17 protein-coding genes and 1 pseudogene are annotated in these 24513 nt (G+C 69.4%); 5 read left to right on the top strand and 13 right to left on the bottom strand.

Annotated features, from left to right (window positions below):
• Positions 1–10 precede the first annotated feature (10 nt).
• Together bioA and LVB87_RS01145 are read left to right on the top strand one after the other, a co-directional pair.
• Positions 11–1390 (top strand): adenosylmethionine--8-amino-7-oxononanoate transaminase, encoded by a 1380-nt coding sequence (gene bioA, locus LVB87_RS01140; RefSeq protein ID WP_232899095.1) that lies wholly within the window; start codon positions 11–13, stop codon positions 1388–1390.
• Positions 1390–2124 (top strand): 16S rRNA (uracil(1498)-N(3))-methyltransferase, encoded by a 735-nt coding sequence (locus tag LVB87_RS01145; RefSeq protein WP_232899096.1) that lies wholly within the window; start codon positions 1390–1392, stop codon positions 2122–2124. The genes bioA and LVB87_RS01145 overlap by 1 nt, the downstream gene beginning before the upstream one ends.
• Positions 2125–2130: 6 nt before the next feature.
• On the opposite strand, the gene LVB87_RS01150 is transcribed toward LVB87_RS01145, so the two are convergent.
• From LVB87_RS01150 to pilG, 8 genes and pseudogenes are all read right to left on the bottom strand, one after another.
• Positions 2131–2610 carry a chemotaxis protein CheW gene (locus tag LVB87_RS01150; RefSeq protein ID WP_232899097.1) on the bottom strand — a complete coding sequence of 160 codons (480 nt, stop codon included), beginning with the start codon at positions 2608–2610 and terminating at the stop codon, positions 2131–2133.
• A gap of 11 nt (positions 2611–2621) precedes the next feature.
• Positions 2622–3824 carry a chemotaxis protein CheB gene (locus LVB87_RS15660; RefSeq protein WP_343223421.1) on the bottom strand — a complete coding sequence of 401 codons (1203 nt, stop codon included), beginning with the start codon at positions 3822–3824 and terminating at the stop codon, positions 2622–2624.
• 138 nt (positions 3825–3962) lie between these two features.
• Positions 3963–4322, bottom strand: a pseudogene (locus LVB87_RS01160) (chemotaxis protein); the annotation flags it as partial.
• A complete protein-coding gene (locus tag LVB87_RS01165; protein ID WP_232899098.1) occupies positions 4315–10545 on the bottom strand; it encodes an Hpt domain-containing protein in 6231 nt (2076 codons plus the stop codon). The gene LVB87_RS01165 and the pseudogene LVB87_RS01160, both read right to left, overlap by 8 nt.
• 41 nt (positions 10546–10586) lie before the next feature.
• Complete coding sequence (locus LVB87_RS01170; RefSeq protein WP_232899099.1) at positions 10587–12593, bottom strand: methyl-accepting chemotaxis protein; 2007 nt, start codon at positions 12591–12593, stop codon at positions 10587–10589.
• A 29-nt stretch (positions 12594–12622) separates the two neighbouring features.
• A complete protein-coding gene (locus LVB87_RS01175; RefSeq protein WP_232899101.1) occupies positions 12623–13174 on the bottom strand; it encodes a chemotaxis protein CheW in 552 nt (183 codons plus the stop codon).
• Positions 13175–13186: 12 nt separating this feature from the next.
• Entirely contained in the window at positions 13187–13552 is a 366-nt protein-coding gene (locus LVB87_RS01180) for a response regulator (RefSeq protein ID WP_156643282.1), read from the bottom strand.
• Positions 13553–13572: 20 nt separating this feature from the next.
• Positions 13573–13971: a twitching motility response regulator PilG gene (gene pilG / locus LVB87_RS01185; protein WP_232900404.1), complete on the bottom strand. Its 399-nt coding sequence runs from the start codon at positions 13969–13971 to the stop codon at positions 13573–13575.
• A gap of 200 nt (positions 13972–14171) precedes the next feature.
• Here pilG and gshB point away from each other — a divergent pair, with 200 nt between their 5' ends.
• Positions 14172–15131: a glutathione synthase gene (gshB, locus tag LVB87_RS01190; RefSeq protein WP_232899102.1), complete on the top strand. Its 960-nt coding sequence runs from the start codon at positions 14172–14174 to the stop codon at positions 15129–15131.
• 17 nt (positions 15132–15148) lie between these two features.
• The gene (locus LVB87_RS01195; RefSeq protein WP_232899104.1) at positions 15149–16030 is read left to right on the top strand and encodes an energy transducer TonB; all 882 of its coding nucleotides are present in this window, start codon (positions 15149–15151) and stop codon (positions 16028–16030) included.
• A 210-nt stretch (positions 16031–16240) separates the two neighbouring features.
• On the opposite strand, the gene tsaB is transcribed toward LVB87_RS01195, so the two are convergent.
• Genes tsaB through mrcB form a run of 5 tightly spaced genes read right to left on the bottom strand, consistent with a single transcriptional unit; the run spans position 16241 to position 22297 of the window.
• Positions 16241–16939 (bottom strand): tRNA (adenosine(37)-N6)-threonylcarbamoyltransferase complex dimerization subunit type 1 TsaB, encoded by a 699-nt coding sequence (gene tsaB, locus LVB87_RS01200; RefSeq protein ID WP_232899105.1) that lies wholly within the window; start codon positions 16937–16939, stop codon positions 16241–16243.
• Positions 16936–17334 carry a VOC family protein gene (locus LVB87_RS01205; RefSeq protein WP_232899106.1) on the bottom strand — a complete coding sequence of 133 codons (399 nt, stop codon included), beginning with the start codon at positions 17332–17334 and terminating at the stop codon, positions 16936–16938. Before LVB87_RS01205 ends, tsaB begins: the two co-directional genes overlap by 4 nt.
• Complete coding sequence (locus tag LVB87_RS01210) at positions 17327–19351, bottom strand: ATP-dependent DNA helicase (RefSeq protein ID WP_232899107.1); 2025 nt, start codon at positions 19349–19351, stop codon at positions 17327–17329. Before LVB87_RS01210 ends, LVB87_RS01205 begins: the two co-directional genes overlap by 8 nt.
• 1 nt (position 19352) lies before the next feature.
• Complete coding sequence (locus tag LVB87_RS01215) at positions 19353–19868, bottom strand: hypothetical protein (protein ID WP_232899108.1); 516 nt, start codon at positions 19866–19868, stop codon at positions 19353–19355.
• Positions 19868–22297 carry a penicillin-binding protein 1B gene (gene mrcB / locus LVB87_RS01220; protein WP_232899109.1) on the bottom strand — a complete coding sequence of 810 codons (2430 nt, stop codon included), beginning with the start codon at positions 22295–22297 and terminating at the stop codon, positions 19868–19870. Before mrcB ends, LVB87_RS01215 begins: the two co-directional genes overlap by 1 nt.
• 107 nt (positions 22298–22404) lie before the next feature.
• Between mrcB and LVB87_RS01225 the strand changes: the two genes are divergently transcribed.
• Positions 22405–24513 carry a glycosyltransferase gene (locus LVB87_RS01225; protein WP_232899110.1) on the top strand — a complete coding sequence of 703 codons (2109 nt, stop codon included), beginning with the start codon at positions 22405–22407 and terminating at the stop codon, positions 24511–24513.

Consider the following 24513-nt stretch of genomic DNA (forward strand, 5'->3'; position numbering starts at 1 on the left):
GAATGCGCACATGGCACAGGGAACGGACCACCGGATGATAGCGCGCGACCTCGCGGTGCTGTGGCATCCGTGCACGCAGATGCGCGAGCACCCGGACACGCTTCCGCTGGTGCCCATCGCGCGCGGGGAAGGCGCGTGGCTCATCGGCCATGACGGCCGGCGCTACCTCGATGCGGTGTCGAGCTGGTGGACCAACCTGTTCGGCCACGCCGAGCCGCGCATCGCGCGCGCGATCGCCGAACAGGCGGGCACGCTCGAACAGGTGATCCTCGCCGGCTTCTCGCACGAGCCCGCGGTCGCGCTCGCCGAACGCCTGCTGGCGCTCGCGCCGCGCGAGGCGGGCCGCGCGCCATTGGCGAAGGTGTTCTACGCCGACAACGGTTCGGCCGGCGTGGAAGTCGCGCTGAAGATGGCCTTCCACTGGTTCCGCAATCGCGGCGACACGCAACGCACCAAGTTCATCGCGCTGGAGAACGGCTACCACGGTGAAACCATCGGCGCGCTGTCGGTCGGCGACATCCCGCTCTATCGCCGCGTGTATGCGCCGTTGCTGGCCGAAGCGATCTTCGCGCCTTCGCCTGACGCTTATCTCGCACGCGACGGCGAATCCGCAGCCGATTGCGCAGAGCGCGCCGCTGCGGAACTGCGCGACATCCTGCAACGCCACGGCCACGAAACCTGCGCGCTGATCCTCGAACCACGCGTGCAGTGCGCCGGTGGCATGCGCATGCACGACCCGGTCTACCTCAAGCGCGTGCGCGAACTGTGCGATGCGCATGGCGTGTTCCTGATCGCCGACGAGATCGCGGTCGGCTTCGGCCGCACGGGCACGCGCTTCGCGTGCGAACAGGCCGGCATCCAACCGGACCTGATGTGTTTGTCGAAGGGCCTCACGGGCGGCTTCCTGCCGCTCGCGGCCGTGCTCGCCACGCAGGCGATCTACGACGGCTTCCTCGACGATTCGCGCGAACGCGCGTTCCTGCATTCGCACAGCTACACGGGCAATCCGCTCGCGTGCGCGGCGGCGCTGCGGGCGCAGGCGATCTTCGACGAAGACGACGTGCTGGCCCGCAACGTGCGCACCGCCGCGCGCATGACCGAACTCGCCGCGCCGCTGGCGGACCTGCCGCACGTGGCCGACGTCCGCCAGGCCGGCATGATCGTGGCCTTCGAACTCACCAGGGGCGGCGATCGCAACACGCCGTTCGCGGCCGGGTCGCGCGTAGGCCTGCACGCGTATCGCAAGGCGCTGGAACGCGGGGTCGTGCTGCGTCCGCTGGGCGACATCCTGTACTGGATGCCGCCCTATTGCGTCGACGAGGACCAGCTCGTGCTGCTCGCCGACACCACGCGTGAGGCCATCGCGCATGCCACGAAGGATGCGAACTGATGCGTACGACGCGCGTGCACGTGGATCTCCCGCTCGCGCGCGGCGCGCATGTCGCGCTGCCCGAGGACGCGGCCAACCACCTCGTACGCGTGCTGCGCATGCGCGAGGGCGACGCGTGCGTGCTGTTCAACGGCGACGGACACGACTATCCGGCGACGCTCACCGTGGCGAACAAGCGCGGCGTCGAAGCGGACGTCGGCGCGCCCGTCACGGTGGACAACGAATCGCCGCTGCGCATCGCGCTCGTCCAGGGCATCGCGCGCGGCGAGAAGATGGACTGGATCCTGCAGAAGGCCACCGAACTCGGCGTGGCGTCGGTGCATCCGGTGCACAGCGACCGCAGCGAGGTGAAGCTGGAAGGCGAACGCGCGGCCAAACGGCTCGCGCACTGGCAGAGCGTCGTGGTGTCGGGATGCGAACAGAGCGGACGCGCGCGGGTGCCGGCGGTGTCGGCTGCGCAGGCGCTGGACGCGCTGCTGACGGGCGCCCTGCCTTCGACGCATCGTTTCCTGCTCGATCCCGAAGCGCGCGACTCGATCGCGACGATGGCGCCGCTGCAAAGCGATTGCGTGCTCGCCGTCGGTCCGGAGGGTGGTTGGTCCGCGCGCGATCGGCAGGCACTGCATGCCGCAGGCTTCGTCGGATTGCGCCTCGGTCCGCGGATCCTACGCACGGAAACGGCGGGCATCGCGGCCATCGCCGCGCTGCAATCGCGTTTCGGGGATCTTGGCTGAGGCCGCTTAAGCGGCCTGGCGCAACGCTTCGCCGATCATCGCTTCCACGCGCTCCAGGTCCGGCAGCAGCGCGTTGTCTTCGTTGAGCAGCACGCGGGCCTGCACGCCGGCGGGCAACGTTTCGTCGTCGTCACCGCCGTCGGCGACCACCGTGTCCTGCGACACCGTCACCAGGCGCGGGAAGCCCTGGGTCAGCAGCGCGAAGTAAGGCGTCTTCGCATCGGCGCTGAGTGACTTGAGCACGACGACCTTGGAGCCCAGCCCGCCCTTTTCATCGGCGATGCCCGACAGGCGCGAGAACGCGATCAGCGGCAACTGCCAACCGCGCCAGCGGATGCGGCCGAGCAACCAGTCCGGCGTGTTCGCGACGGGTTCCGGATCGGCGAAGGACATCACCTCGGCGATGGTCGCGTTGGGCAGCAGCAAGCGGCCACCGGTGACCTGGATGAGGACGCCTCGGATGTCGTGGCTGGGCGTTTGGGTCATCGTGATGGATCTCAGGCAGGCCAGCGCTGCAGCAGCGACTGGACAAGTTCGTTGGGCGTGCCGGCGGTGCCGCCGCGCTCGGCGAGCGCGATCGGCGCCGCGGCGTCGTAGCAACCTTCGGGCGATTGGCCGGCGACCAGCGCGCCGCGTCCGGCATGCGCCATCGCGGCATCGACCAGGGCCGGATCCGCGCCGCTGAGCAGCAGCACGGCGCTGTCGTCGGAGGGCAGCGCGTCGAGCAGCGACACGCCGGCGGTGAAACGCAGGCCCGCGCCGGCATCCGGCGCGACGCCGATGTCCGGCGGCACGATGTACACCTTGCCCGGCGCGATCATCTGCGCCGCTTCGGCCAGCAACACCGGCATCGAAGCCGCGCGTGCCATCTGCTGCACGAGGCGGTCGTAACGGCCACCGTCGAGGCGCTGGTGGATCAGCACGGCGCGCGGGAAGCCTTCCGGCAGCGCGGTGAGGATCTGGCGCACCGCATCGGGGCCGCCGATGCCGGCGAGGATGACCACGGCGCCGCGTGCGCCGTGTGCCATCTCGGGCAGCAGCGACAACGTCGAAATCTTCTTTTCCAGCTCCGTCAGGTCGTGGCGGAACTTCGTGGAGACCGGTGCATCCTCGGCGCGGACGGTGGCGGCCACGACGCCCACGTGGGGTTCGTCGGTCAGCGCTTCCAGCGACAGCGAGCGGAAGCTCGGCATCGCACGTTCGGTCTCCTTCGGCTTCGTCAGGTCGACCGCGATGTCGAAGTCCATGCTCGGCAGGGCTTCCTTCGGCGCGAACTCGCGCATCGCCGGCATCTCCATCGGCGCGACGTCGTCGGCCTCGACGGCCTCCACATCGTTCCCGCCGAGGTCGCGCAGCAGCGCGTCCAGGTCCTGCACGTCCTGGCCGAATTCCGGCGCGGGCGTCGCGAGGGACGGTGCGTCGGTGGATTCGAAGTCGAGTGCGTTGAGGTCGTCGGTGAAGGAGAGTGCGCCGTATTCCGAAACAGGTTCTGCGGCGATCGCCGCGGTCGGCGTCGGCTCGGAGTCCACTTCGAACGACACGGCTTCGAGCGCATCGAGCGAGACTTCTTCCAGCGACACGGCTTCCAGGGACGGGGCTTCGAAAGACACCGAATCCATCGTCGCTTCCGCGACCTCGATCGATTCGCTCGCTGCCACCGGCGGCATCTCGATCTCTTCGATCGCTTCCAGCCCGCCCATCGACACGGCTTCGAGTTCGAGCCCGCCAAGGCCCGGCGCCTGCGCGGCTTCCGGATCGAAGTGGACTTCTTCCTCCGCGTACGCGACATCCGCTTCCGCCGCGACATGGATCGCGTCGACGTCGATGGCCTCGTCGTCCTCGGGCTCGCGGCCCGGCGGCAGCACGTCGTCGTGGCGGTGCAGCTTCGCGGCGAGGTGGCGCACCCAGCGCGCCGCATCCCAGCCTTCGCGGCGCGCGGCCAGGTCCGCTTCGTCGAAGATCACTTCGATCGCGCGGTCGCCGAGCACCTCGTCGAATTTCTCCAGCGCATCCTCGACCGCGGGGTCGAGCGCGACGAGCACCGTTTCCACTGCCGCGACCCGCAGCGACTGCGGGTCGAGCGTGGACGGATCGGCCTCGATCACGATCTCGCCACCGGCTTCGCGCAGCGCCGCACGGAGGCGTTCGCACGCCTCCCCGGGCCTGGCGAGCAAGGCGACGCGGCGGGACTCACCCATTGTTCGCGCGCTCCTGGGCCAGCAGTTCGAACACGTTGCGCAGCAATTCGTGCTCCTGGTACGGCTTGCCGAGGTAGCGCTCCACGCCGATGTCGAACGCGCGCTGGCGGTGCTTCTCGCCGGTACGCGAGGTGATCATGATGATCGGCACGTTGCGCAGGCGCGGGTCGGCCTTCATCGCGGTCGCGAGTTCGTAACCGTCCATGCGCGGCATTTCGATGTCGAGCAGCATCAGGTCGGGCACGCGCTCGTCCATGCGTTCCAGTGCGTCCACGCCGTCCTTCGCCGTGGCGACTTCGAAGTTGTGGCGTTCGAGCACGCGGCCGGTGACCTTGCGCATCGTGACCGAGTCGTCGACCACCATGACCAGCGGGATGTGGCGCGCTTCGGGCGCAGCGGGTGCCGGTGCGGCATCGCGCGGCAGCGCGGCCTGGCGGCGCACGAGCGGTGCGACGTCGAGGATCACGACCACCGAGCCGTCACCCATGATGGTCGCGCCGAAGATGCCCGGCACCGAACCGACCTGCGGGCCCACCGGCTTCACCACGATTTCGCGGTTGCCGATGACCTGGTCGATGCTCACCGCGGCACGCAGTTCGCCCGAGCGGATCAGCAGCAGCGGCATCTGCAGCTGGCCTTCGGCCTTCGCCGTGGCGTGGCCGAGCAGCGTGCCGAGGTCGTGCAGCGCGTACTGCTCGCCACCGTAGTTGTAGTTCGTGTCGTCCTTGCCCAACGCGTCGCGCGAGATGCGGCCCACGCCGCGCACCGAGGCGATCGGCACTGCGTAGGTGGTTTCGCCGATCTTGACGAACACCGCCTGCGTGACCGCGAGCGTCTGCGGCAGGCGCAGGGTGAAGGTGGTGCCCTTGCCCTGCTCCGACCGGATGTCGAACGCGCCGCCGAGCTGGCGGACTTCGCTCGCCACCACGTCCATGCCCACGCCGCGGCCGGCGAGGCGGCTGACGGTGTCGGCGGTGGAGAAGCCGGGCTCCATGATCAGCGCGTCGAGGTCGGCGTCGGCGAGCACCGCATCGCTGCGGATCAGGCCGCGCTCTTCGGCGCGCTTTCGGATCGCGGCGCGGTTGAGGCCGGCACCGTCGTCGCCCACTTCCAGCACGACTTCCGACCCTTCGCGGCGCACCGCGATGCGGATCGTGCCTTCCTCGTGCTTCTTGTGCTTCTTGCGTTCGGCCGGCGATTCCAGGCCGTGCGCGACCGCGTTGCGCAGCATGTGTTCCAGCGGCGCGGTCATGCGCTCGAGCACGTTGCGGTCGAGTTCGCCCTGCGCACCGTCCAGCTTGAGCTGCACGTTCTTGCCGGTATCGGCCGCCGCCTGGCGGACGACGCGGCGCAGGCGCGGCACGAGCGCATCGAAGGGCACCATGCGCGTGCGCATGAGGCCTTCCTGCAGTTCCGAGCTCACGCGCGACTGCTGGAGCAGCAGCGTTTCGTACTGGCGGGTCAGGTCTTCCAGCGAGCCCTGCAGCGAGGCCATGTCGGCCGCCGACTCCGCGAGGCCGCGGGACAGCTGCTGCAGCGTCGAGAAGCGGTCGAGCTCGAGCGGATCGAACGTCGCGTCGGCCGTGTCCTGCTCGCGCTGGAAGCGCGCGATGATCTGCGCTTCGGTTTCGATGTCGAGGCGGCGCAGCTGGTCGCGCAGTCGCGCGTTCGTCTGCTCCATTTCGCCCATCGCGTTACGGAACGCACCGAGCTGCTGTTCCAGGCGCGAGCGGTAGATCGCCACTTCGCCCGCGTAGTTGACGAGGCGGTCGAGCAGGTCGGCGCGGATGCGCACCTGTTCCTGCGGGGCGCGCACGCCGACGTCGTCGTCGTCGCCCGCCAGCGCGTCCACCATCGGCGCGGACAGCGGCTTGAGTTCGACCTTCGGCGCCTGCACCGGACGCGAGATCGCCGGCGCGGCTTCCGGTTCGTACGTGCGGCCCTTGGCGCGCGCGTCGAATTCGGCGATCAGCTGTTCCGGCATGGCGATCGCGCGGCGTTCGCCGACGCGCGTGACCATCGCATGCAGGCGGTCGAAACCGCGCTCGAGCAGCGGGATGCCGTCGCGGCCGAGTTCGCTGCGGTGTTCGACCACCGCTTCGAGCAGCGATTCCATCGCGTGGCCGAGTTCGCCCACGGCCATGATGCCGGCCATGCGCGCACCGCCCTTGAGCGTGTGCAGGTCGCGCTGCAGGCCGACGAGGTGTTCGCGTTCGCCCGGCGCTTCGCGCAGTGCGGCGAGCAGGCCGTCGGAATGGTCGAGCAGGTCGCCGCCTTCCTCGACGAAGATGTCGACGAGTTCGGGGTCGAGGTCGGTGAGGTCGAGGGCCTCGTCCGGATCCTGCACGCTGGCCACGGCATCGGCGAGGAACTGCGCGATGGCGGGTTCGTCGTGGTCGGCTTCGACTTCGGGTTCGGCTTCCGGTTCGGCCGGCACGGCCAGCGACTGCACGGCGTCCTGCGCGGCGCGTTCGCGCGCCTGGCGCTCGGCTTCGTACTCGGCTTCCAGGCGTGCGTATTCCGCGGCTTCTTCGGCGGCGGCCGCTTCCGCGGCGAGGCGCTCGGCTTCAGCGCGTTCGGCCTGGAAGAGCCGTTCTGCTTCGAGGCGTTCGGCTTCGGCCTGCTCGGCGGCAAGGCGCTCGGCTTCGGCGCGCTGCGCTTCGAGGCGTTCGGCTTCGGCGCGTTCGGTTTCGGCGCGTTCGAGTTCGAGGCGCTCGGCTTCCTGGCGTTCGAATTCGATGCGCTCGGCTTCGAGGCGTTCGGCTTCGATGCGGGCGGATTCGAGGGCGCGTTCGGTTTCGAGGCGTTCGGTTTCAACGCGTTCGGCCTCGGCACGCTCGGCTTCGACGCGTTCGGCTTCGAGCCGTTCGCTTTCGATTCGTTCGGCTTCGGCGCGTTCGGCTTCGGCGCGCTCTGCTTCGAGGCGTTCGGCTTCGAGCAGCGAGGCTTCCAGCGCGGCCTGTGCGTCGATCGCCGCATTGTCGAAGGCTTCGCCGGCTTCGATCGCTTCGATCGTGCCTTCCGACACGAACGTGGCGTCGTCGAAGGCAGGCGCGGCTTCGAACACCATGCCGGGCATATCGCCTTCGAGCACGATCTCTTCGTGCCCACCCTCGAGCACGATGTCCTCGAGCACGATCTCTTCGATGCCGTGGTCGTGCGTCGAGCCGTCCAGCGCCATCGTCGCGTTGATCGGCAGGCCGCCATCGGCCGGGATCGCATCGGCGAGGTCGAGGAACTCCGACATGTCGGCGGCAGGAATCGCCTCTTCCGCCGTTTCCGCCGGGATTTCCTGCAGTTCCAGGCCCGTGTCGGCCGGTGCGGCTTCGGCGAAATCGGTGTAACCGCTGAGGTCGATCGCGGCCAGCGCTTCTTCGAACGGTTCGCTCGGCAGCAGCGGCGACTTGGCTTCCGGCAACGTGTCGCGCAGGGCGACGACTTCGCGCGCGAGGCCTTCCAGCAAGGGCACGCGCGGGGCGGCGGTCTGCAGTGCGGCCACCGTGCGACGGATCGCGTCGGCGGTCGCGGCGAGTGCGGCGACGCCGGCGGCGGTCGGCAGCGCATGCGCGGCGAGCAGGCGGCGGATGTAGGTCTCGGCCGGGCCGGTGACGTTGGTGATGGCCGGCACTTCGGTCATCGCGAACGCACCGTTCATGGTGTGCATCGCGCGCAGCAGGCCATCGTTGGCCGCGATCGGGCGCGACTGCGACTGCGCGAGCCACGCATCGATGGTGACCAGGTGGCCGCTGACTTCGGCGCCGAGGATTTCGAGCAGCACCGGGTCGACGGTCGCGGCGACGGTCGCTTCGCCGGATTCGACGAGCACCGGGGCAGCGGCTTCGACCACGACGGGGGCGGCGGCCAGCATTTCCGCAGCGGGCGTGGTGCTCGGCGTGAACGTGGCTTCTTCGCCCGACGCAACGCGATCGGCCACCGCTTCGATGCCGGTGAGGTCGGCCGTCAGCGGCGCGTCGCCGCGCAGCGCGGCGTGCAAGGCAGGCAGCGTGTAGAAGGCATGGTCGACGACCGCCACCACGGCGGGGCTCGCCGGACGCGTGCCGTCGAGCACGCGGTTGAGCATGTTCTCGACCTTCCAGCTGAATTCACCGAGCGTGCGCGCGCCGACGAGCCGGCCGCTGCCCTTCAGCGTGTGGAAGACGCGACGGATCGGACGCAGCTTCTCCATGTCGTCCGGCGTGGCGCGCCAGCCGGGGAGCATCTGTTCGAGGTGGCCGATCTCTTCTTCGAATTCCTCGAGGAAGACCTCGCGGATTTCGTCGTCGATTTCATCGCCGGTGGCTTCGAAGCCACCACGCGCGCCGGTGGCGACCGGGGCGGCCGTCGACACGGGCGCGACGGGTGCGGTCGGGGCCGATGCGATTGCGACGGGCGGTGCGGCAACGGGCGCTTCCACGCGCGGCGCTTCGACCTTTGCCACCGGCATGTCGACGGCGGGCGTTTCCGGGGTCGCGACGGGCGCGGGTGCTTCGAGCACCGGCGGCGGCACGATCCCTTCTGCCGGCAGCGGCCAGTAGCGCAGCGATTCCAGGCTTTGGCGCGCGATGTCGAGGATGTTGTCGCGGTTCGGACGCTGGTCGCGCAGCGCTTCGAGGTAGTACTCGATGCTCGCGAGCGCGTCGGCCAGCGTGTCGAGCTGCTGGCCGTTCGGCACGCGGCGGCGGCCGAGCAGTTCGTTCTGGGTGAACATGCGCACGCCGGCCAGGTACTGCGCCGGTTGCGGCAGTTCGAGGATGCGCAGCGCGCCGGCGACTTCTTCGAGCAGGCGCGGCACGTCGGTCAGCTGCGAATGGTCCCAGCTGGTTTCGACGAAGGCCACGAAGGCCTGGCGTGCGTCGGCGAAGTTGGAGATCGCTTCGCGCACGAGGATGTCGAGCACCTTGCGCGATTCGCTCGCGATGGTGTCCGGCTCCTCGCCTTCGGACGGACGACCGAGGCGATCGACCTGGTCGTCGAGCGAGGCATCGACGTAGAGCAGCGCGCCGGCGATGTCGAGCAGCGCGCCTTCGTCGGCCGGGCGCGTGCCCGAAACGATGTCGTGCATGGCGTCGCGCTGCTGCAGCACGACGTTGCGCGCCACGCCCAGGCCCATCATGCCCAGCGTGTCGGCGGTGCGGCTCAGCGCTTCCACCTGTGGATGCAGGTCGGCCACGCCGGTCTGCTTCGTGCGCAGGTGCAGGTCCAGCGCGTCCTTCACGCGCAGCAGGTCTTCCTTGATCGCGGCGGCGACGGTGTCGAGCAACGCGCGGTTGCGGCCGCTGAGGCTGCCGCGGGCGTGCGCGAGTTCGGATTCGGTCGGCAGTTGCGCCGCAAGATCGAAGGTGTCGCGCAACGCGTCGAGCGCACCGTGCGCCTGTTCGTTGTGCGCCACGTGGTAGAGCAGCTGGCGCGTGGGTTCGGTCCCCGGATCCACGCGCGACGGCGCGGCCTCGCCTTCGAAGACGTGGCGCGCTTCGCGCTCGATGCCGGAGAAGGCCTGGCGCAGCGCGCGGGTCGGCGGCAGCGCGCCGTCGCGCAGCGCGGTGGCCACCGACGAGGCGACCCACAGCATGCGGCGCGTGGCTTCGTGGTCGGCGCTTTCGAGCAGGCCGTCGATGGCCTTGCCGATGCCGGCGATGTTCGCCGGCGCGCCGTCTTCCGGCCACGTCGACAGTGCATCGCGCAATGCGGTGAGCTGCTGCGCGGCCATGAGCTGGCGACTCTGGCGCGGCAACGGCATCGGCGCCGGCAAGGAGTCGGGCAGCGGGCGGTCGAGGTTCGGGACGAACAGGACGCTTTCGCTCAGGCCCGTTTCACCGCGTGCGGCGCGCAGCTCGTTGAGCAGCGGCAACAGGACGATCGGAATGTCCTTGTGGCCGCCCTGCAGGCGCTCGAGGTAGTCGGGCAGGAGCACCACGCCGCGCATCAGCGCTGCGCAGGCTTCGTCGCGGTCGGCGACGGCGCCGGTGGCGCCCTGCGGAACGACCAGCGCATGCGCCAGGCGTTCCATTTCTTCCGCGACCATCGCCGGGGCGTACAGCTCCACCATGCGCAGCGTGCCGTGCACCTGGTGCAGGAAGCTGGCGCAGGCGCGCATCAGTGTGGTGTCGGCGGGATTTTCGGCGAAGGCCTCGATTTCCCCGCGCGCCTGGCGCAGGGTTTCGTCGATCTCCGGCTTGATCCAGCCGAGCGTGGTGGTGTCGATGGCGTCGCGCAACGCGGTCATGCCCTATTTCCCTGCAGTCGGCGGCTGAGTGCTTTTCAGAATCAGGCCGGCAACTTGAAGTCCGCGACCGAACGACGCAGGTCGGCAGCGAGCTGGGCCAGGTTGCCGATCGATTCGGCCGTCTGGCTCGCGCCCTGCGAGGTCTGCGAGGTGATCTGCTGGATGGTGTTCATCGTGGCGGTGATGTTCGACGCGGCGCTGGACTGCTGCTGCGCCGCGGTCGAGATGCCCTGAATGAGGTTCGACAAGTCGGACGACACCTTTTCGATCTCGCCCAGTGCCGTACCCGCGTCTTCCGCGAGGCGTGCACCGGCGACCACTTCGGAGGTCGTCTGCTCCATCGAGCTCACCGCTTCGTTGGTGTCGGACTGAATCGTCTGCACCAGCGTTTCGATTCGCTTCGTCGCGTTGGACGCGCGTTCGGCGAGTCGCTGCACTTCGTCCGCCACGACCGCGAAGCCGCGGCCCGCTTCACCCGCCGAGGCGGCCTGAATCGCGGCGTTCAGCGCGAGGATGTTCGTCTGCTCCGAGATGTCGTTGATGAGTTCAACGATCGAGCCGATTTCCTGCGAGCTTTCGCCGAGGCGCTTGATTCGCTTCGAGGTTTCCTGGATCTGGTCGCGAATCGAGTCCATGCCCGCGATGGTCTGGCGCACGACGCCGGCGCCCTTGGTCGCGATCTGCACCGAGCGCTGCGCCACGTCCGCCGATTCGGCCGAGTTGCGCGACACCTGGTTGATCGAGGCTGCGATTTCCGTGATCTTGTCGGAGGCCGAGTTGATTTCCTGCGCCTGGTGTTCCGCGGCTTCGGCGAGGTGCATGGCGGTCGCCTGCGTTTCCTGCGCGCTGGAGGCCACCTGCACCGACGTGTCGTTAATCGTGGCCACGAGGCTGCGGAGCTGTTCGACCGCGAAGTTGATCGAGTCCGCGATCGCGCCGGTCATGTCTTCGGTGACCGTCGCCTTCACCGTCAGGTCGCCTTCTGCGAGCGAGCCCATTTCGTCGAGGAGGCGCATGATCGCCTCCTGGTTGCGGTCGTTCAGTTCCTTCGTGGTTTCGAAGCGCTTCTGCTGCGCGCGCCACAAGCTGAAGAGCAGGCCGAGGATCGAGAACACCGCGAGCGCACCGGCCACGAGGCTGACCAGCGGGTGGCCGATCGGGTTGGTGCTCTTGACCGAGCCGAAGGCGGTCAGCGCGTCGAACAGGCCCTGGCTGCTTTCGAGCAGGGCATCCGAACCGCCCGTGATCGACGCGGCCGCGGTCTGCGCGGCGAACAGGTTGTTCGAACCGGCGAGGATCGCGTCCAGGTCCTTGCGCATGTCGGTCCACAGCACGCTGGCCTGGTTCAGCGCGGCGATGGCCGAGCCGTTGCTCAGCTTCTGCACGTTGGCCGAGCCGCCGTCGCGCAGGCCCTTGAGGACGTTTTCGAACACGTCGGTATCGCGCTTGAGGGCGTCGCCGGCCAGGCTCGCGGTCGCGCCACCGGCGCGGATCTGCGTGACGCGCTGGGCCATGGTCGAGGCGAGCACCACCTGGCGCAGGGCGATGTAGACCTGCGAGGAGGGTGCGCCGCCGGCGGACATCGCGCGCACGACTTCGTCGAGCTGCGCCTGCAGCTGCGGGACGCGGGCGGTGAACTTGTCGGCGTGGTCGGCGAATTCGACCACCGTCTTCTCGGCGCCGATCACCTGGTCGGCGTTCTTGCCGAGCGGCGCCCAGGTGGTCACGACCTGTTCGATCGGGGCGGTGACGCCGGCCTTGTCGCCGTAGTTGGCGCGCAGCTTGACGACGTTGCCTTCGATCTCGTCGCGCGTCTTCCTGAAGGCGGCGAAGGCTTCGGGCTTGCCCGACACCGCTTCACGGCCCTGCACCGCGAGCTGCTGCGACTGCACCTGCAGGCTCGCCGCCGAGGCGTTGGCGCCGGCCAGCTGGCTGCTGCGATAGGTCGCAACGCCCGTGTTGCCGGCAAGGACCGCCATCGACAAGACCAGCAAGACGATCCAGGCGGTGGTGCCCAGGCTGCGCCCCTTTTCCATCATCGTGCTCATATCGAAACCTCTGGTTCTTGCGATGCGGCTCAGGCCGCGGCTTGTCGGAATTCGGGGGTGCGCGCCAGCAACGACAGGCTGAAGACGCCCCAGGGGTGGTCGCCGAGCTTGTAGGCGCGGTCGACGAAATACGCGTAGCGGCCTACGGCGATGCCGTCCGTGTCGATCTTCTGCTCGTCGACGAAGGAGCGCTGGCCGTAGAGCTCGTCGATGGTCACCGCGACGTCGCCGCCCGACTGGCGGACGATCAGCACGCGCTGGCCTTCGTGGAGCACGGTGCGCTCGCCTTCGAGGAACTGCTTGAGGTCGACGATCGGCAGCAGGTTGCCGCGGATGTTGGCGACGCCGAGCATCCACGGCTGCGCACCCGGCACCGGCGTGACCGGCGGGAGCGGCAGGATTTCGACGACTTCATCGAAGCCCGAGGCCAGGCGATGCGACCCGATGCGGTAACCGACGCCGCGCCACAGGCCCGGCGAGTCCAGCTGTTCGGGCAGGCCTGCGACGTGCGCGAGGCTGCGGCGCTCGTACTCCGCGATGACCTCGTACGGCGAATGGCGCGTGCGGGACGGAGCGGTCATGACGGACATTCCTTACGCGCCCAGGAGTTCGTTGATCCGCGCAATGAGGCTCGGCTCATGCGGCGGCTTCACGATGTAGTCCTTGGCTCCTTGCCGCAAACCCCAGGCCTTGTCGGTTTCCATGCCCTTCGTGCTCACGATCAGCACGGGGATGGCGCTCGTCGCGGCGTCCTTGGACAGTGCGCGCGTGGCCTGGAACCCGTTCATGCCGGGCAGGATGACGTCCATGAGGACGAGGTCGGGAAGCTCGCGCTTGCAGACGGCGATGCCGTCCTCCGCGCTCGCCGAGGCAAGGACCTGGTGGCCATTGCGTTCCAGCAACTGGGTCAGGACCGCCGTATCGGTCGGCGAATCCTCGATCAACAAAATTCGAGCCATGGTGTCGCCCTACCCCCCGGTCAGGCGTTGACGTGCTTGCGGATCGCGTCGAGCAGTTCTTCGCGTGTGAATGGTTTTGTCAGGTATTGCTCGGAGCCGACGATGCGGCCCCGCGCCTTGTCGAACAGGCCGTCCTTGGAGGACAGCATGATCACGGGCGTGGATTTGAACAGCGCATTGTTCTTGATCAGCGCGCAGGTCTGATATCCGTCGAGCCTCGGCATCATGATGTCGACGAAAATGATCTGCGGCTGGTTGTCGGCGATCTTCGCGAGCGCCTCGAAGCCGTCGGTCGCGGTCACGACCTCCGCGCCCTCGCGCTTGAGCAAGGTCTCGGCGGTGCGCCGGATCGTCTTCGAGTCGTCGATGACCATCACCCTCAGGCCACCGAGGCTGGCGGTCGCGCCCTCTTCCTGCATCACGGGATCCCCTTCGAATCGCACGTCGCTCCTACTCCCCTGGCGCCGCTGCGGACGTTCTATATCCCAGTACGGACGAGGGCTGTCAAGCAAAAATTCAGCCACTTTCCTGATGGATGCATTCACGCGTGCACTTGCGCCGGCCGGCGCGTGCACGCCTGCTAACATCCGGCCCCAATTGCCGGCAGCGGACGCACCCCATGCTCGACATCGTCGTGGTGATGGATCCCATCGGGTCGATCAAGATCGCCAAGGATTCGACGTTCGCGATGTTGCTCGAGGCGCAGCGCCGCGGGTATCGCCTGCTGTACGTCGTGCCCGGCGGCCTGTGGGTCCGCGACGGACGCGCCGGGGCGACGGTCGCGCCGCTTTCTGTGCGCGATGCGTACGGAAACCACTACGAACTGGGAACTGCGTCACAGATTGAGCTGGGTCCGGGGCACGTCGTGCTCATGCGCAAGGACCCGCCGGTCGACACCGATTACCTCAACGACACCCAGGTCCTGGGCCTGGCCCAGCGTGCCGGGGCGATGGTGGTCAACGACCCGCAGGGGCTGCGCGACCTCAACGAGAAGCTGGGGTCGCTCGAATTCCCGCAGTGCTGCCCGCCCTCCCTGGTCTCGCGGGATGCCGCGGCGCTCAAGGCCTTCGTCGCCGAGCACGGGCAGGTCGTGGTCAAACCCCTGGACGGCATGGGCGGCCGGTCGATCTTCCGGCTGCAGGCCGGCGAGGCCAACGTCAACGTGGTCCTGGAAACGATCACCGCGGGTGGCCTGCACCTCGCGGTTGCGCAGCGTTACCTGCCGGAGATCGCGCAGGGCGACAAGCGCATCCTGCTGGTCGATGGCGAGCCCATCGATTACTGCCTCGCCCGCATCCCGCAAGGCGACGAGTTCCGCGGCAACCTGGCCGCGGGCGGGCGCGGCGAAGGCCGGCCCCTGAGCGAGCGCGATCGTTGGATCGCCGCCCAGGTCGGCCCCGAGATGCGTCGTCGCGGCATGGTGTTCGTCGGACTGGATGTCATCGGCGATTACCTCACCGAGGTCAACGTCACCAGCCCGACCTGCATTCGCGAACTGGATTCGCAGTTCGGATTGAACATCGCCGGTACGCTGTTCGACGCGATCGAAGCGCGCATGCGGGTCGCCACCCGAGCCTGAGGAAAGACCGCCCGCCGATGTCCGCCGTCGCAGCACCCCCGCCCGCCCCGCAGATCGGAGAGCCCGAGCGCCTCGGCGCGACCTTCGTGCTCTCGATGCTGCTGCACGGGATCCTCGTGCTCGGCGTCGGCTTCGCGCTCGACGACGCAGCGCCCGTGCTGCCCACGCTGGACGTCATCCTCACCCAGACGCAGACGCCGCTGACGCCCGCGCAGGCGGACTTCCTCGCGCAGGCCAACAACCAGGGCGGCGGCGACCAGGACAAGAGCGCGCGACCGAGGGATGCGCAGACCGGTATCGCACCGCAACCCGAACCCGGTGCCGCACCGCAGCCCTTGCGCCGCCAATCGCCCGCACCGCAGCCGCCGCCCGAAGCGCGCGTGATCACGGCGCTGCACAGCGACGCGCGAACGCCGCAGGCGCAGGACACGCCCACGCCCACCGAAGCGCCCTATCCCGAGGGCCGCGCGAAGGTCGAACGCGACATGGAGATGGCGCGCCTGGCCGCCGAGATCCAGTTGCGCAGCGCGGCCTACGCCAAGCGCCCGAAGCGCAAGTTCGTTTCGGCGAGCACGAAGGAATACGCGTACGCGGCGTACATGCGCCAATGGGTCGACCGCGCCGAGCGCGTGGGCAACCTCAACTATCCCGATGAAGCGCGCCGCCGCCACATCGGCGGCCTGCTGGTGATCAGCGTGGCGATCCGGCGCGACGGCAGCGTCGAGAAGATGATCATCGTCGAGTCGAGCCACGTGCCGATGCTCGACGACGCCGCGCTGCGCATCGTGCGCCTGAGCGAACCCTTCGCCCCGTTGCCGAAGACGCAGGAAGACCCCGACATCCTGCACGTCACGCGCACCTGGCAGTTCATGCCCGGTGGCGAACTGATCGACCGCTGAGGGTCAGCCGCGACGCCGCCACGCCATCCAGCGCGCGGGCACTTCGCCGATGAGGATGGCGCCCGCGCCGCCGACGACGCCCGCGAACAGGGCCCAGGCCAGTTCGAAATCCATTTCGCGATCCTTGCTTCCGGTCAGAACGAGCGGCATGTGAACAGCGCGAGGGCGATCGGGCAAGAAGAAAAATTCCTGCTGCAGGACGGCAATCCTTCAGGACCGCGCCTTTCGCGCCGCTTGCTGCTCCACCAACGTCAACGCCACGTTGTCCCGCAAGTACGCCGGCTCCGCGCGTTCGGGCGCCACGCCTTCGCCCCGCGCGAACGCATGCGCGGCCAGGCGTGCGACATCCGCCGCATGCGGTAGTGCGGCCGCATCGATCCGCGCGAAGCGCGTGCCCAGCGTGGTGGCGAGCGCACCTTCGACTGCACCGAAACCCGTCCCGACACCGACCCAGCCATCGTCTTCGCCAGGCAACACCACCTGGCCCGGGACGATCACGCGTTCGACATCGAGCCCCACGACATCGCCGCCTTCGCATCGGAACGCAGCCGCATACACCTCGCCCATGCGCGCATCGATGGCCGCGAGCACGCGCGGTGCGTCGGCCTGCAGCGCGAGCGCGGCGAGCGTGGAGACCGGCACGACGGGACGATCCAGCGCGAGCGCGACGCCCTGCGCCACCGCAATCGCCAGGCGCACGCCGGTGAACGCGCCGGGCCCGCGACCGACGGCGATCGCATCGAGCGACGACTTCGCAACACCCGCTTCGGACAACAGCGCATCCGCCCATGGCAACGCGAGCTCGGCATGGCGCCGCGGCGCAAGCTCGAAGCGCTCATGCACCTGCCCGTCGACCCACACGGCGACCGAACACGCTTCGGTCGCGGTCTCGAAAGCCAGCAGTCTCACGCAGCGTCCTCGGGCGCCGGCTCCCACAGTTCGACGAGCCCGCCTTCCGGATCCAGCACGTAACCGAACTTGCCCTGGTCGCTCGCATCGTAGCGATCGAGCACGTTGCAGCCTTCCGCGCGCAGTGCGGTGAGCGTGGCGTCGAGGTCGTCGACGCGCAGGTTCACCATGTAGGGCTTCTGGCTCGGCTCGAAATACGCGGTGTCGGCCTTGAACGGCGACCACACGGTGCATGCGTCCTCGCCCGTGTCCTCGCGCTTCCATTTGAAGATGTGGCCGCCCCAGCCTTCGCCGCCGACATCCAGGTGCTTGGCGTACCAGGCCGACAATGCATCGGGATCGGCCGCCTTGAAGAACACGCCGCCGATGCCGTGGACGCGAGGACGCTCAGCCATGGGGAAGCTCCTGGGGGGTCGGGTCCGGCGATTGTGGACCAAAGAACGCCACGACATCGCCGACCTCGCGGGTCCGCGCGAACGGCGGCAGCGAGTCGAAGAACACGCGCCCGTAGCTCTTCCCCACCAGGCGCGGATCGCACAGCACGAGCACGCCACGGTCGGTCTCGCTGCGGATGAGCCGGCCGACGCCCTGCTTCAGCGCGATCACGGCCTGCGGCAACTGCTCGTCGCGGAAGGGATTGCCGCCGGCGCGGCGGATCGCATCCAGGCGCGCTTCGAACACCGGATCGTCCGGTGCGGCGAAGGGCAGTTTGTCGATGACCACCACGCTCAGCGCCTCGCCCGCGACGTCCACGCCTTCGCGGAAGCTCGCGGCGCCCAGCAGCACGCCGTTGCCCGAGTCGCGGAAGCGTTGCAGTAGCACGTGGCGCGGCGCTTCGCCCTGCACGAACAAGGGCCACGGGCCGTCGCGGAGGTGCTCCGCCGCTTCGCGCAATGCACGATGCGAGGCGAACAGGACGAAGGCGCGTCCCCCCGAGGCTTCGAGCACGGGCGTGAGCGCGTCGACCACGGCGCGGCCGTAGTCGCGCGACATCGGTTCGGGCATGCGCGGCGGCAGGTAGCACAGCGCCTGCGCGTTCCAGTCGAAGGGACTGGGTTCGATCAGCGTGGCGGGCGTGTCGAGGCCCAGGCGTGCGCGCAGGTGCTCGAATCCGCCGGCCACCGAGAGCGTCGCCGACGTGAACACCCAGGCCGCGTGCGAGCGTTCGCGGTGATCGCGCAAGGGGCCGGACACATCGAGCGGCGTGCGTTGCAGGCGGAAGCCGCGCGGGGTGAGTTCGTACCAGAGGACGTCGCCGCTGCGATCGGGCGCGGGTGCGTCGCCCGGATCGAGGTCGATGTCGTCTTCGGTCGCGTGGAAGTCCGATGCCTCCGGCATTTCCAGCCAGCGGCGCAGGCGCCCGCCGAAATCCTGCGCGCGTGCGTGGCAGGCGTCGAAGCCCGGCGCGGCGTCGCGCATCGGCGCCAGCGTTTCGACGAAACCTTGCAGCGCATCCAGCAATTGCTCGCAGGCCTCGCGCACGGGCGCATCATGCAGCGCGCGTCCGCGGGTGCCGCGCGTCGGCAGCACGTCCATCGCGGCGCGCAACACGCGCGTGGCGTGTTCCAGGCGCTGCGCGGGTGCCTGCACGGCGGCGAGCGTGCCCGCGACGTCCTTGCATTCGCCGATCGCATCGCGCGCGAGTTCCACCAGCGGCCGTGCGCCGATGCCTTCGCCGAAGAACTGCGCGGCGAGGTCGGGCAGCTGGTGCGCTTCGTCGACGACGAAGGCCTGCGCACCCGGCAGGATTTCGCCGAAGCCTTCCTGCTTCAGCGCCAGGTCCGCGAGCAGCAGATGGTGGTTCACCACCACGATGTCGGCGACCTGCGCACGCGCGCGGGCCTGCACGACGAAACACTCGGACCAGAACGGGCATTCGCTGCCGAGGCAGTTTTCGGCCGTGCTGGTGACCATCGGCAGCAGCGGCGAATCCTCGGGCAGCGCGTCGATCTCGGCCATGTCGCCGATGCGCGTGCGTCCGCTCCACGCGACGATGCGCTGGAACTGCGCGATCTGTTCGCGGTTGGCGAATCGCGGCTCGCCCTTCGCGCGTTCGAGGCGATGCTTGCACAAGTAGTTCGCGCGGCCCTTGAGCAGCGCGGTCTTCACCGGCGTGCCGAGGGCATCGCGCACGCGCGGCAGGTCGCGCAGGAACAGCTGGTCCTGCAGCGCGCGCGTGCCGGTCGAGACGATCGTCTTCAGGCCCGACAACAACGCGGGGACGAGATAGGCGAAGGTCTTGCCCGTGCCAGTGCCCGCTTCTGCAAGCAAGGCGCCGCGCGTGTCGAAGGCGTCGGCCACCGCCATCGCGAGGCGCTGCTGCGAGGGGCGCGGCGAAAATCCGGGAATCGCATCGGCGAGCGCGCCGCCTTCGGCGAGCGCGTCGCGCGTGGCGACAGGCAGGTCCGACATCTCAGTAGCGCGGGGGCGCGGCGACCCGGCAAGCGTCGAACTGACGCTGCGCCTCCGCCGTGCCCGCCGGATCGTGGGCGTGTTCCCGCACGGTGCGGATCGTGGCCCAGTGCCTGCGACACAAGGGCCCGACCTGCGCGCCGACCGCATGCGCCTGGCGCGCGAAGCGCTCGGCGCCTTCGAAATCGGCAGCGAACAGGGCGGCCTCGGCGCGTTCCTGCAGCACCGCCGGATCGTCGCCGACGATGGCGAGCGCCTGGTCGAGGGCGGTCGCGGCGTCGGCGTAGCGGTGTTCGTCTTCCGCGCGCTGCGCTTGCTTGCGCAGGTCTTCCACGTAGGGATCGCGCAAGGGTTGAATCGCGAGTTCGTCCTTCACTTCCGCCGGGCCGGCGGCAGCGCGCACGGCGGCGACGAGCGCGACGGTGTCCACCGGCGGCGGCGTCGGAGCCTGCGGTGCAGGCGGCGTTGCACAAGCGGCAAGCAAGGCGATCGACAACGCCAACCCGAACGCGCGCATCAGTGCTGCGGCTCCGGTGCCGGCTGCGGCGCCTGCTGCGGTTGCTGCGGTTGTTGCGGCGCCTGCTGGTCGTTGTCCTTGCCGAAACCGAACCAGTCGCGCCAGTTGCTGCCCTGCTCTTCCGTGGCCTGCTGTTCGACCGTGCAGGGCGCGAAGGCGGGCTGGAACCCGGCGACGAAGGCGAAGCGACGCGCGCCCGGGCAGTCGGCACTGGTCACGTTGCTGCCCGACACCCACTGGAAGTCGAGGCCCTTGCCGGCGATGTCGAGCGGCTTGCTCGGCAGGCGCGAGAAGATGCCGGACCACACGCGCATGCCACCGGTCGCGCCGTACAGGCCCGTCGGCTGGTTCTGGTCGTTGCCGACCCAGATCACCGCGAGGTGGTCGCCGGTGTAGCCGGCGTACCAGCTGTCGCGGCTGTCGTTCGACGTGCCCGTCTTGCCCGCCGACTGCAGGCCGCCGAGCCCGTCGGACACGAGCTGGTGCGCCGTGCCGTTGGTGACCGTGTGCTGCAGCGCCGTGCCGATCAGGCGCGCGGCGATCGCATCGCCCTCCTGCGCGGGCGCGGGCGCCACGTCGTAACGGTTGAGCGCCTTGCCGTTGGTGTCGAGCACGCCGCGCACCGCATGCAGCGGCTGGATCTGGCCGCCCGAAGCGAGGAACTGGTAGAGCTGCGCCATCGCGTACGGGCTCTGGTCCACCGCACCGAGGATGAGCGCCGGATTCGGATCGGACTCGATGCCGGCGAGCACCTTGATCAGGCTCGCCAGGCGACGCGGATCCACCAGCATGCCGATGCGCACCGTCGCCTGGTTGTACGAATGCGCGAGCGCATCCTCCATGCGCACGGCGCCGTGGCTGCGACCGTCGGAATTGCCGGGCGTCCAGCGCTTGCCGCGGCCCGTGGCCACCGTGACCGGGGAATCGTCGACGTAACTGGCCAGCGACCAGCGCGAAGGCTGCGCGAGCGCGAGCAGGTACACGAAGGGCTTGAGCAGCGAACCCACCGGGCGCTGCGCTTCCACCGCGCGGTTGAAGCCGTGTTCCTGGAAGCTGCGGCTGCCGACCACGGCGACGACATCGCCGTTGTGCACGTCGGTGACGACCAGGCCCGCCTGCAGCGGCGGACGCTTGGCACTGTCCAGCGACTTCAGCGTGCGCGTCACCGCGCCCTCGGCATAGGCCTGCGCCGACGGCGACATCGCGCTGAGCACGGTGAGCCCGGCGCCCTGCAAGGCGTCGGCGGGATAGTCGCGCGCGAGCTGGCGGCGGATCAGGTCGACGTACGACGGAAAGCGGTTGGCGATGTTCATCGGCGTCTTGGTCACGCCGAGCGGCGCGGCGAGCGCACGCTTGTATTCGTCGTCGTTCACCAGGCCGCTTTCGTGCATCTTGCCGAGCGCGAAATTGCGGCGCTCCAGCGCGCGCTCCGGGTTGCGGCGCGGGTCGTACAGCGACGGGCCGCGCACCATGCCGATCATCAGCGCGATCTGTTCGGTGGTCAGGTCGCGCAGGTCGCGGCCGAACCAGAACTCCGACGCGGCCGCCACGCCATGGATCGCCTGCGAACCCTGCTGGCCGAGGTAGACCTGGTTGAAGTAGGCCTCCAGGATCGTGCGCTTGTCGTAGCGCGCTTCGATGAGCAGCGCGTACAGCACTTCGTTGAACTTGCGGCTGAAGGTCTGTTCCTTGCCGATGCCGAGCAGGCCGCTGCGCGCGAGCTGCTGGGTGATGGTGCTCGCGCCCTGGCGCGCTTCGCCCGAACGCAGGTTCACCCACGCCGCGCGCGCGATGCCGGACAGGTCGATGCCGTGGTGGTGGTTGAAGTCGCGGTCCTCGACGGCCTGCAGGCCGGTGACCAGCAACTCGGGCACTTCCTCGATGCGGACCAGGCGACGCTCTTCCTGCTGCTGGCCGTAGAGCGTGGCGATGCGCGCCGGGTCCAGGCGCGCGACCTTCAGCGATTGCTTGCGGGCCGGGTCGCGCAGGCTGGACACGCGCGAGCCCGACAGCACCACTTCCACGCGGCGCGGCGCGACCTTGCCGTCGACGTCGAAATACCCGCGGCTGGCGATCAGCCAACGCCCGCCGTTGCGCGAATAGGTGCCGGGACGCACGCCGGCGCCGTCGTCGCGGTAGCCCGATGCGTCGAGCTCGGTCTTGAGCGTCTGCGCGTCCATCGCCAGGCCGGGCTTGAGCACGAGCGGGCGCGCATACACGCGCGTGGGCACCTGCCAGCGCAACTGGCCGAAGCGTTCGCCGACCTGGTGGTTCAGGTACAGGGTGTAGGGAATGAGGAACCCGAGGCCGAGCCCGACCGCGGCCAGGCCCCACGTGAGCAGGCGGCGCCGCCAGTCCGGACTGGCCGGGGCGTGGTCCGCGCGACCGTCGTCGTCTTCGTCGTATTCGATGCGCGGGGACTTGGGCATGGTTCCGGGTGCGACAATAAAGGCGCGAGTCTAGCGCAGGGCCGCCGTTGCGCAGGTTCGTGGTATCCCTTCCCCCATTGTTTCCAGTCAGCCGGAGTTGTGTTGGCATGTCGATGACCCCGGCCGATGCGCGCTTTTTCTTTCGCCGCGCGCTCGGACTCGTCCATCGCGGGCTCTCGAGCCTGCACGCGCGCGGCTGGCGGGCGACCTGGGAACGGACGAAAGTGCAGTTCGCACGCCGGGCCGCCCCGTCCCCGCAGGCCGCCCCTTGGCGACCCGGCCGAAGCCCGTTCGCCCCGTTCGCGATGCCCGCGGCGTGGTCGAGCCCGGCGCCGACGGCGAGCGTGGTCATTCCGGTGTACGGGCAGTTCGCGCGCACGCTGGAGTGCCTGCGCGCCCTGGCCGCGCATCCGTGCGCGGCGGCGGCCGAGGTGATCGTCGTCGACGACGGCTCCCCGGACGAAACCCCCGAGGCGATGCCCCGCATCGAAGGCGTCCGCTACCACCGGCGCGCGCAGAACGGCGGATTCATCGCCGCGTGCAACGACGGCGCCGCCCTCGCGCGCGGCGAGTACGTCGTCTTCCTCAACAACGACACGATCCCGCAGGCGGGTTGGCTCGATGCGCTGCTGCGCACCTTCGAGGACCATGCCGATGTCGGGCTCGTCGGCGCGCAGTTGCGCTATCCGGACGGGCGCCTGCAGGAAGCCGGCGGCGTCGTGTTTTCCGACGGCAGCGCCTGGAACTACGGGCGCTTCGAATCGCCCGAGGATTGCCGCTACGCCTATGTGCGCGATTGCGACTACGCGAGCGGTGCGGCGATCGCGTTGCCGCGCGCCCTGTTCGAGGACATCGGCGGCTTCTCCACGCTGTACGCGCCGGCCTACTACGAAGACACCGACCTCGCCTTCGCGGTGCGCGCACGCGGCAAGCGCGTGCTGTACCAGCCCGAGTCCGTCGTGGTGCACGACGAAGGCGGCACCGCGGGCACCGACGTCAACACCGGCCAGAAGGCCTACCAGGTGCGCAACCAGGCGAAGTTCGCCGAACGCTGGCGGGATGCGCTGGCCACGCATCTGCCGCCGGGCACGGTGCCGACGCCGGCGAACCTGCACAAGCGCCAGGTCCTGATCGTCGATGCGCTCACGCCGCGCCCGGACCACGATTCTGGCTCGCTGCGCATGGTGAACCTGATGCGCCTGCTCCAGCAGGAAGGCGCGCACGTCGTGTTCCTGCCTGCGAACCGCGCGCACGACGGAGAGGCGACGCTCGCGCTCCAGCGCATGGGCGTGGAAGCCTGGCATGCCCCGTGGGCCGAACGCGCGCCCGCGTGGTTCCGCATGCACGGCCCGCGCTTCGACGCGATCGTGCTGTGCCGCCACTACGTGGCCTCGGAAATGCTGCCGCTCGCGCGTCGCCATGCGCCGCAGGCGCGCGTGGTCTTCGACAGCGTCGACCTGCACTACCTGCGCGAGCGCCGCGGTGCGGAAGTCGCCGGCGACCGCGCACTCGCCCGTGCCGCCGAGCGCACGCGCGCCCTGGAACTGGACGTCATCGCGCGCAGCGACGCCACGCTGGTCGTCAGCGACGTCGAGCAGGCACTGCTCGCCACCGATGCACCGAATGCGCGCGTGGCGGTGGTCTCCAACCTGCACCGCATCGCCGGCGCGGGACACCCCTTCGTCGAGCGCAGCGACCTGGTGTTCGTCGGCGGCTTCCGCCATCCGCCGAACGTGGATGCGGTGCGCTGGTTCATCGGCGACATCCTGCCTCGCGTGCGCGAACGCCTGCCCGCCATCCGCTTCCATTGCATCGGCAGCCACGCCACCGAGGAGATCCTCGCGCTCGCCGATCGTCCGGGCGTGGTGATGCACGGCCACGTCCCCGACATCGCGCCCTTCATGGATGGCGCACGCATCGCGCTCGCGCCCTTGCGCTTCGGCGCCGGCGTGAAGGGCAAGGTCAACCTGAGCATGGCGCACGGCCAGCCGGTGGTCGCGACGTCCTGCGCGGTGGAAGGCATGCACCTGCACGACGGCGAAGACGTGCTCGTCGCCGACGAAGCGAATGCCTTCGCCGATGCGATCGTGCGCCTGCATGAAGACGAGGCGCTGTGGACGCGCCTGCGCGATGCGGGCCTGCACAGCGTCGCGCGGCATTTCTCGCTCGACGCCGCGCGCCCGGTCGTGCGCGAGGTCGTGCTCGGGATCGAATGA

The sequence above is a fragment of the Lysobacter sp. KIS68-7 genome (assembly GCF_021284745.1).
GTDB lineage: Bacteria > Pseudomonadota > Gammaproteobacteria > Xanthomonadales > Xanthomonadaceae > Noviluteimonas.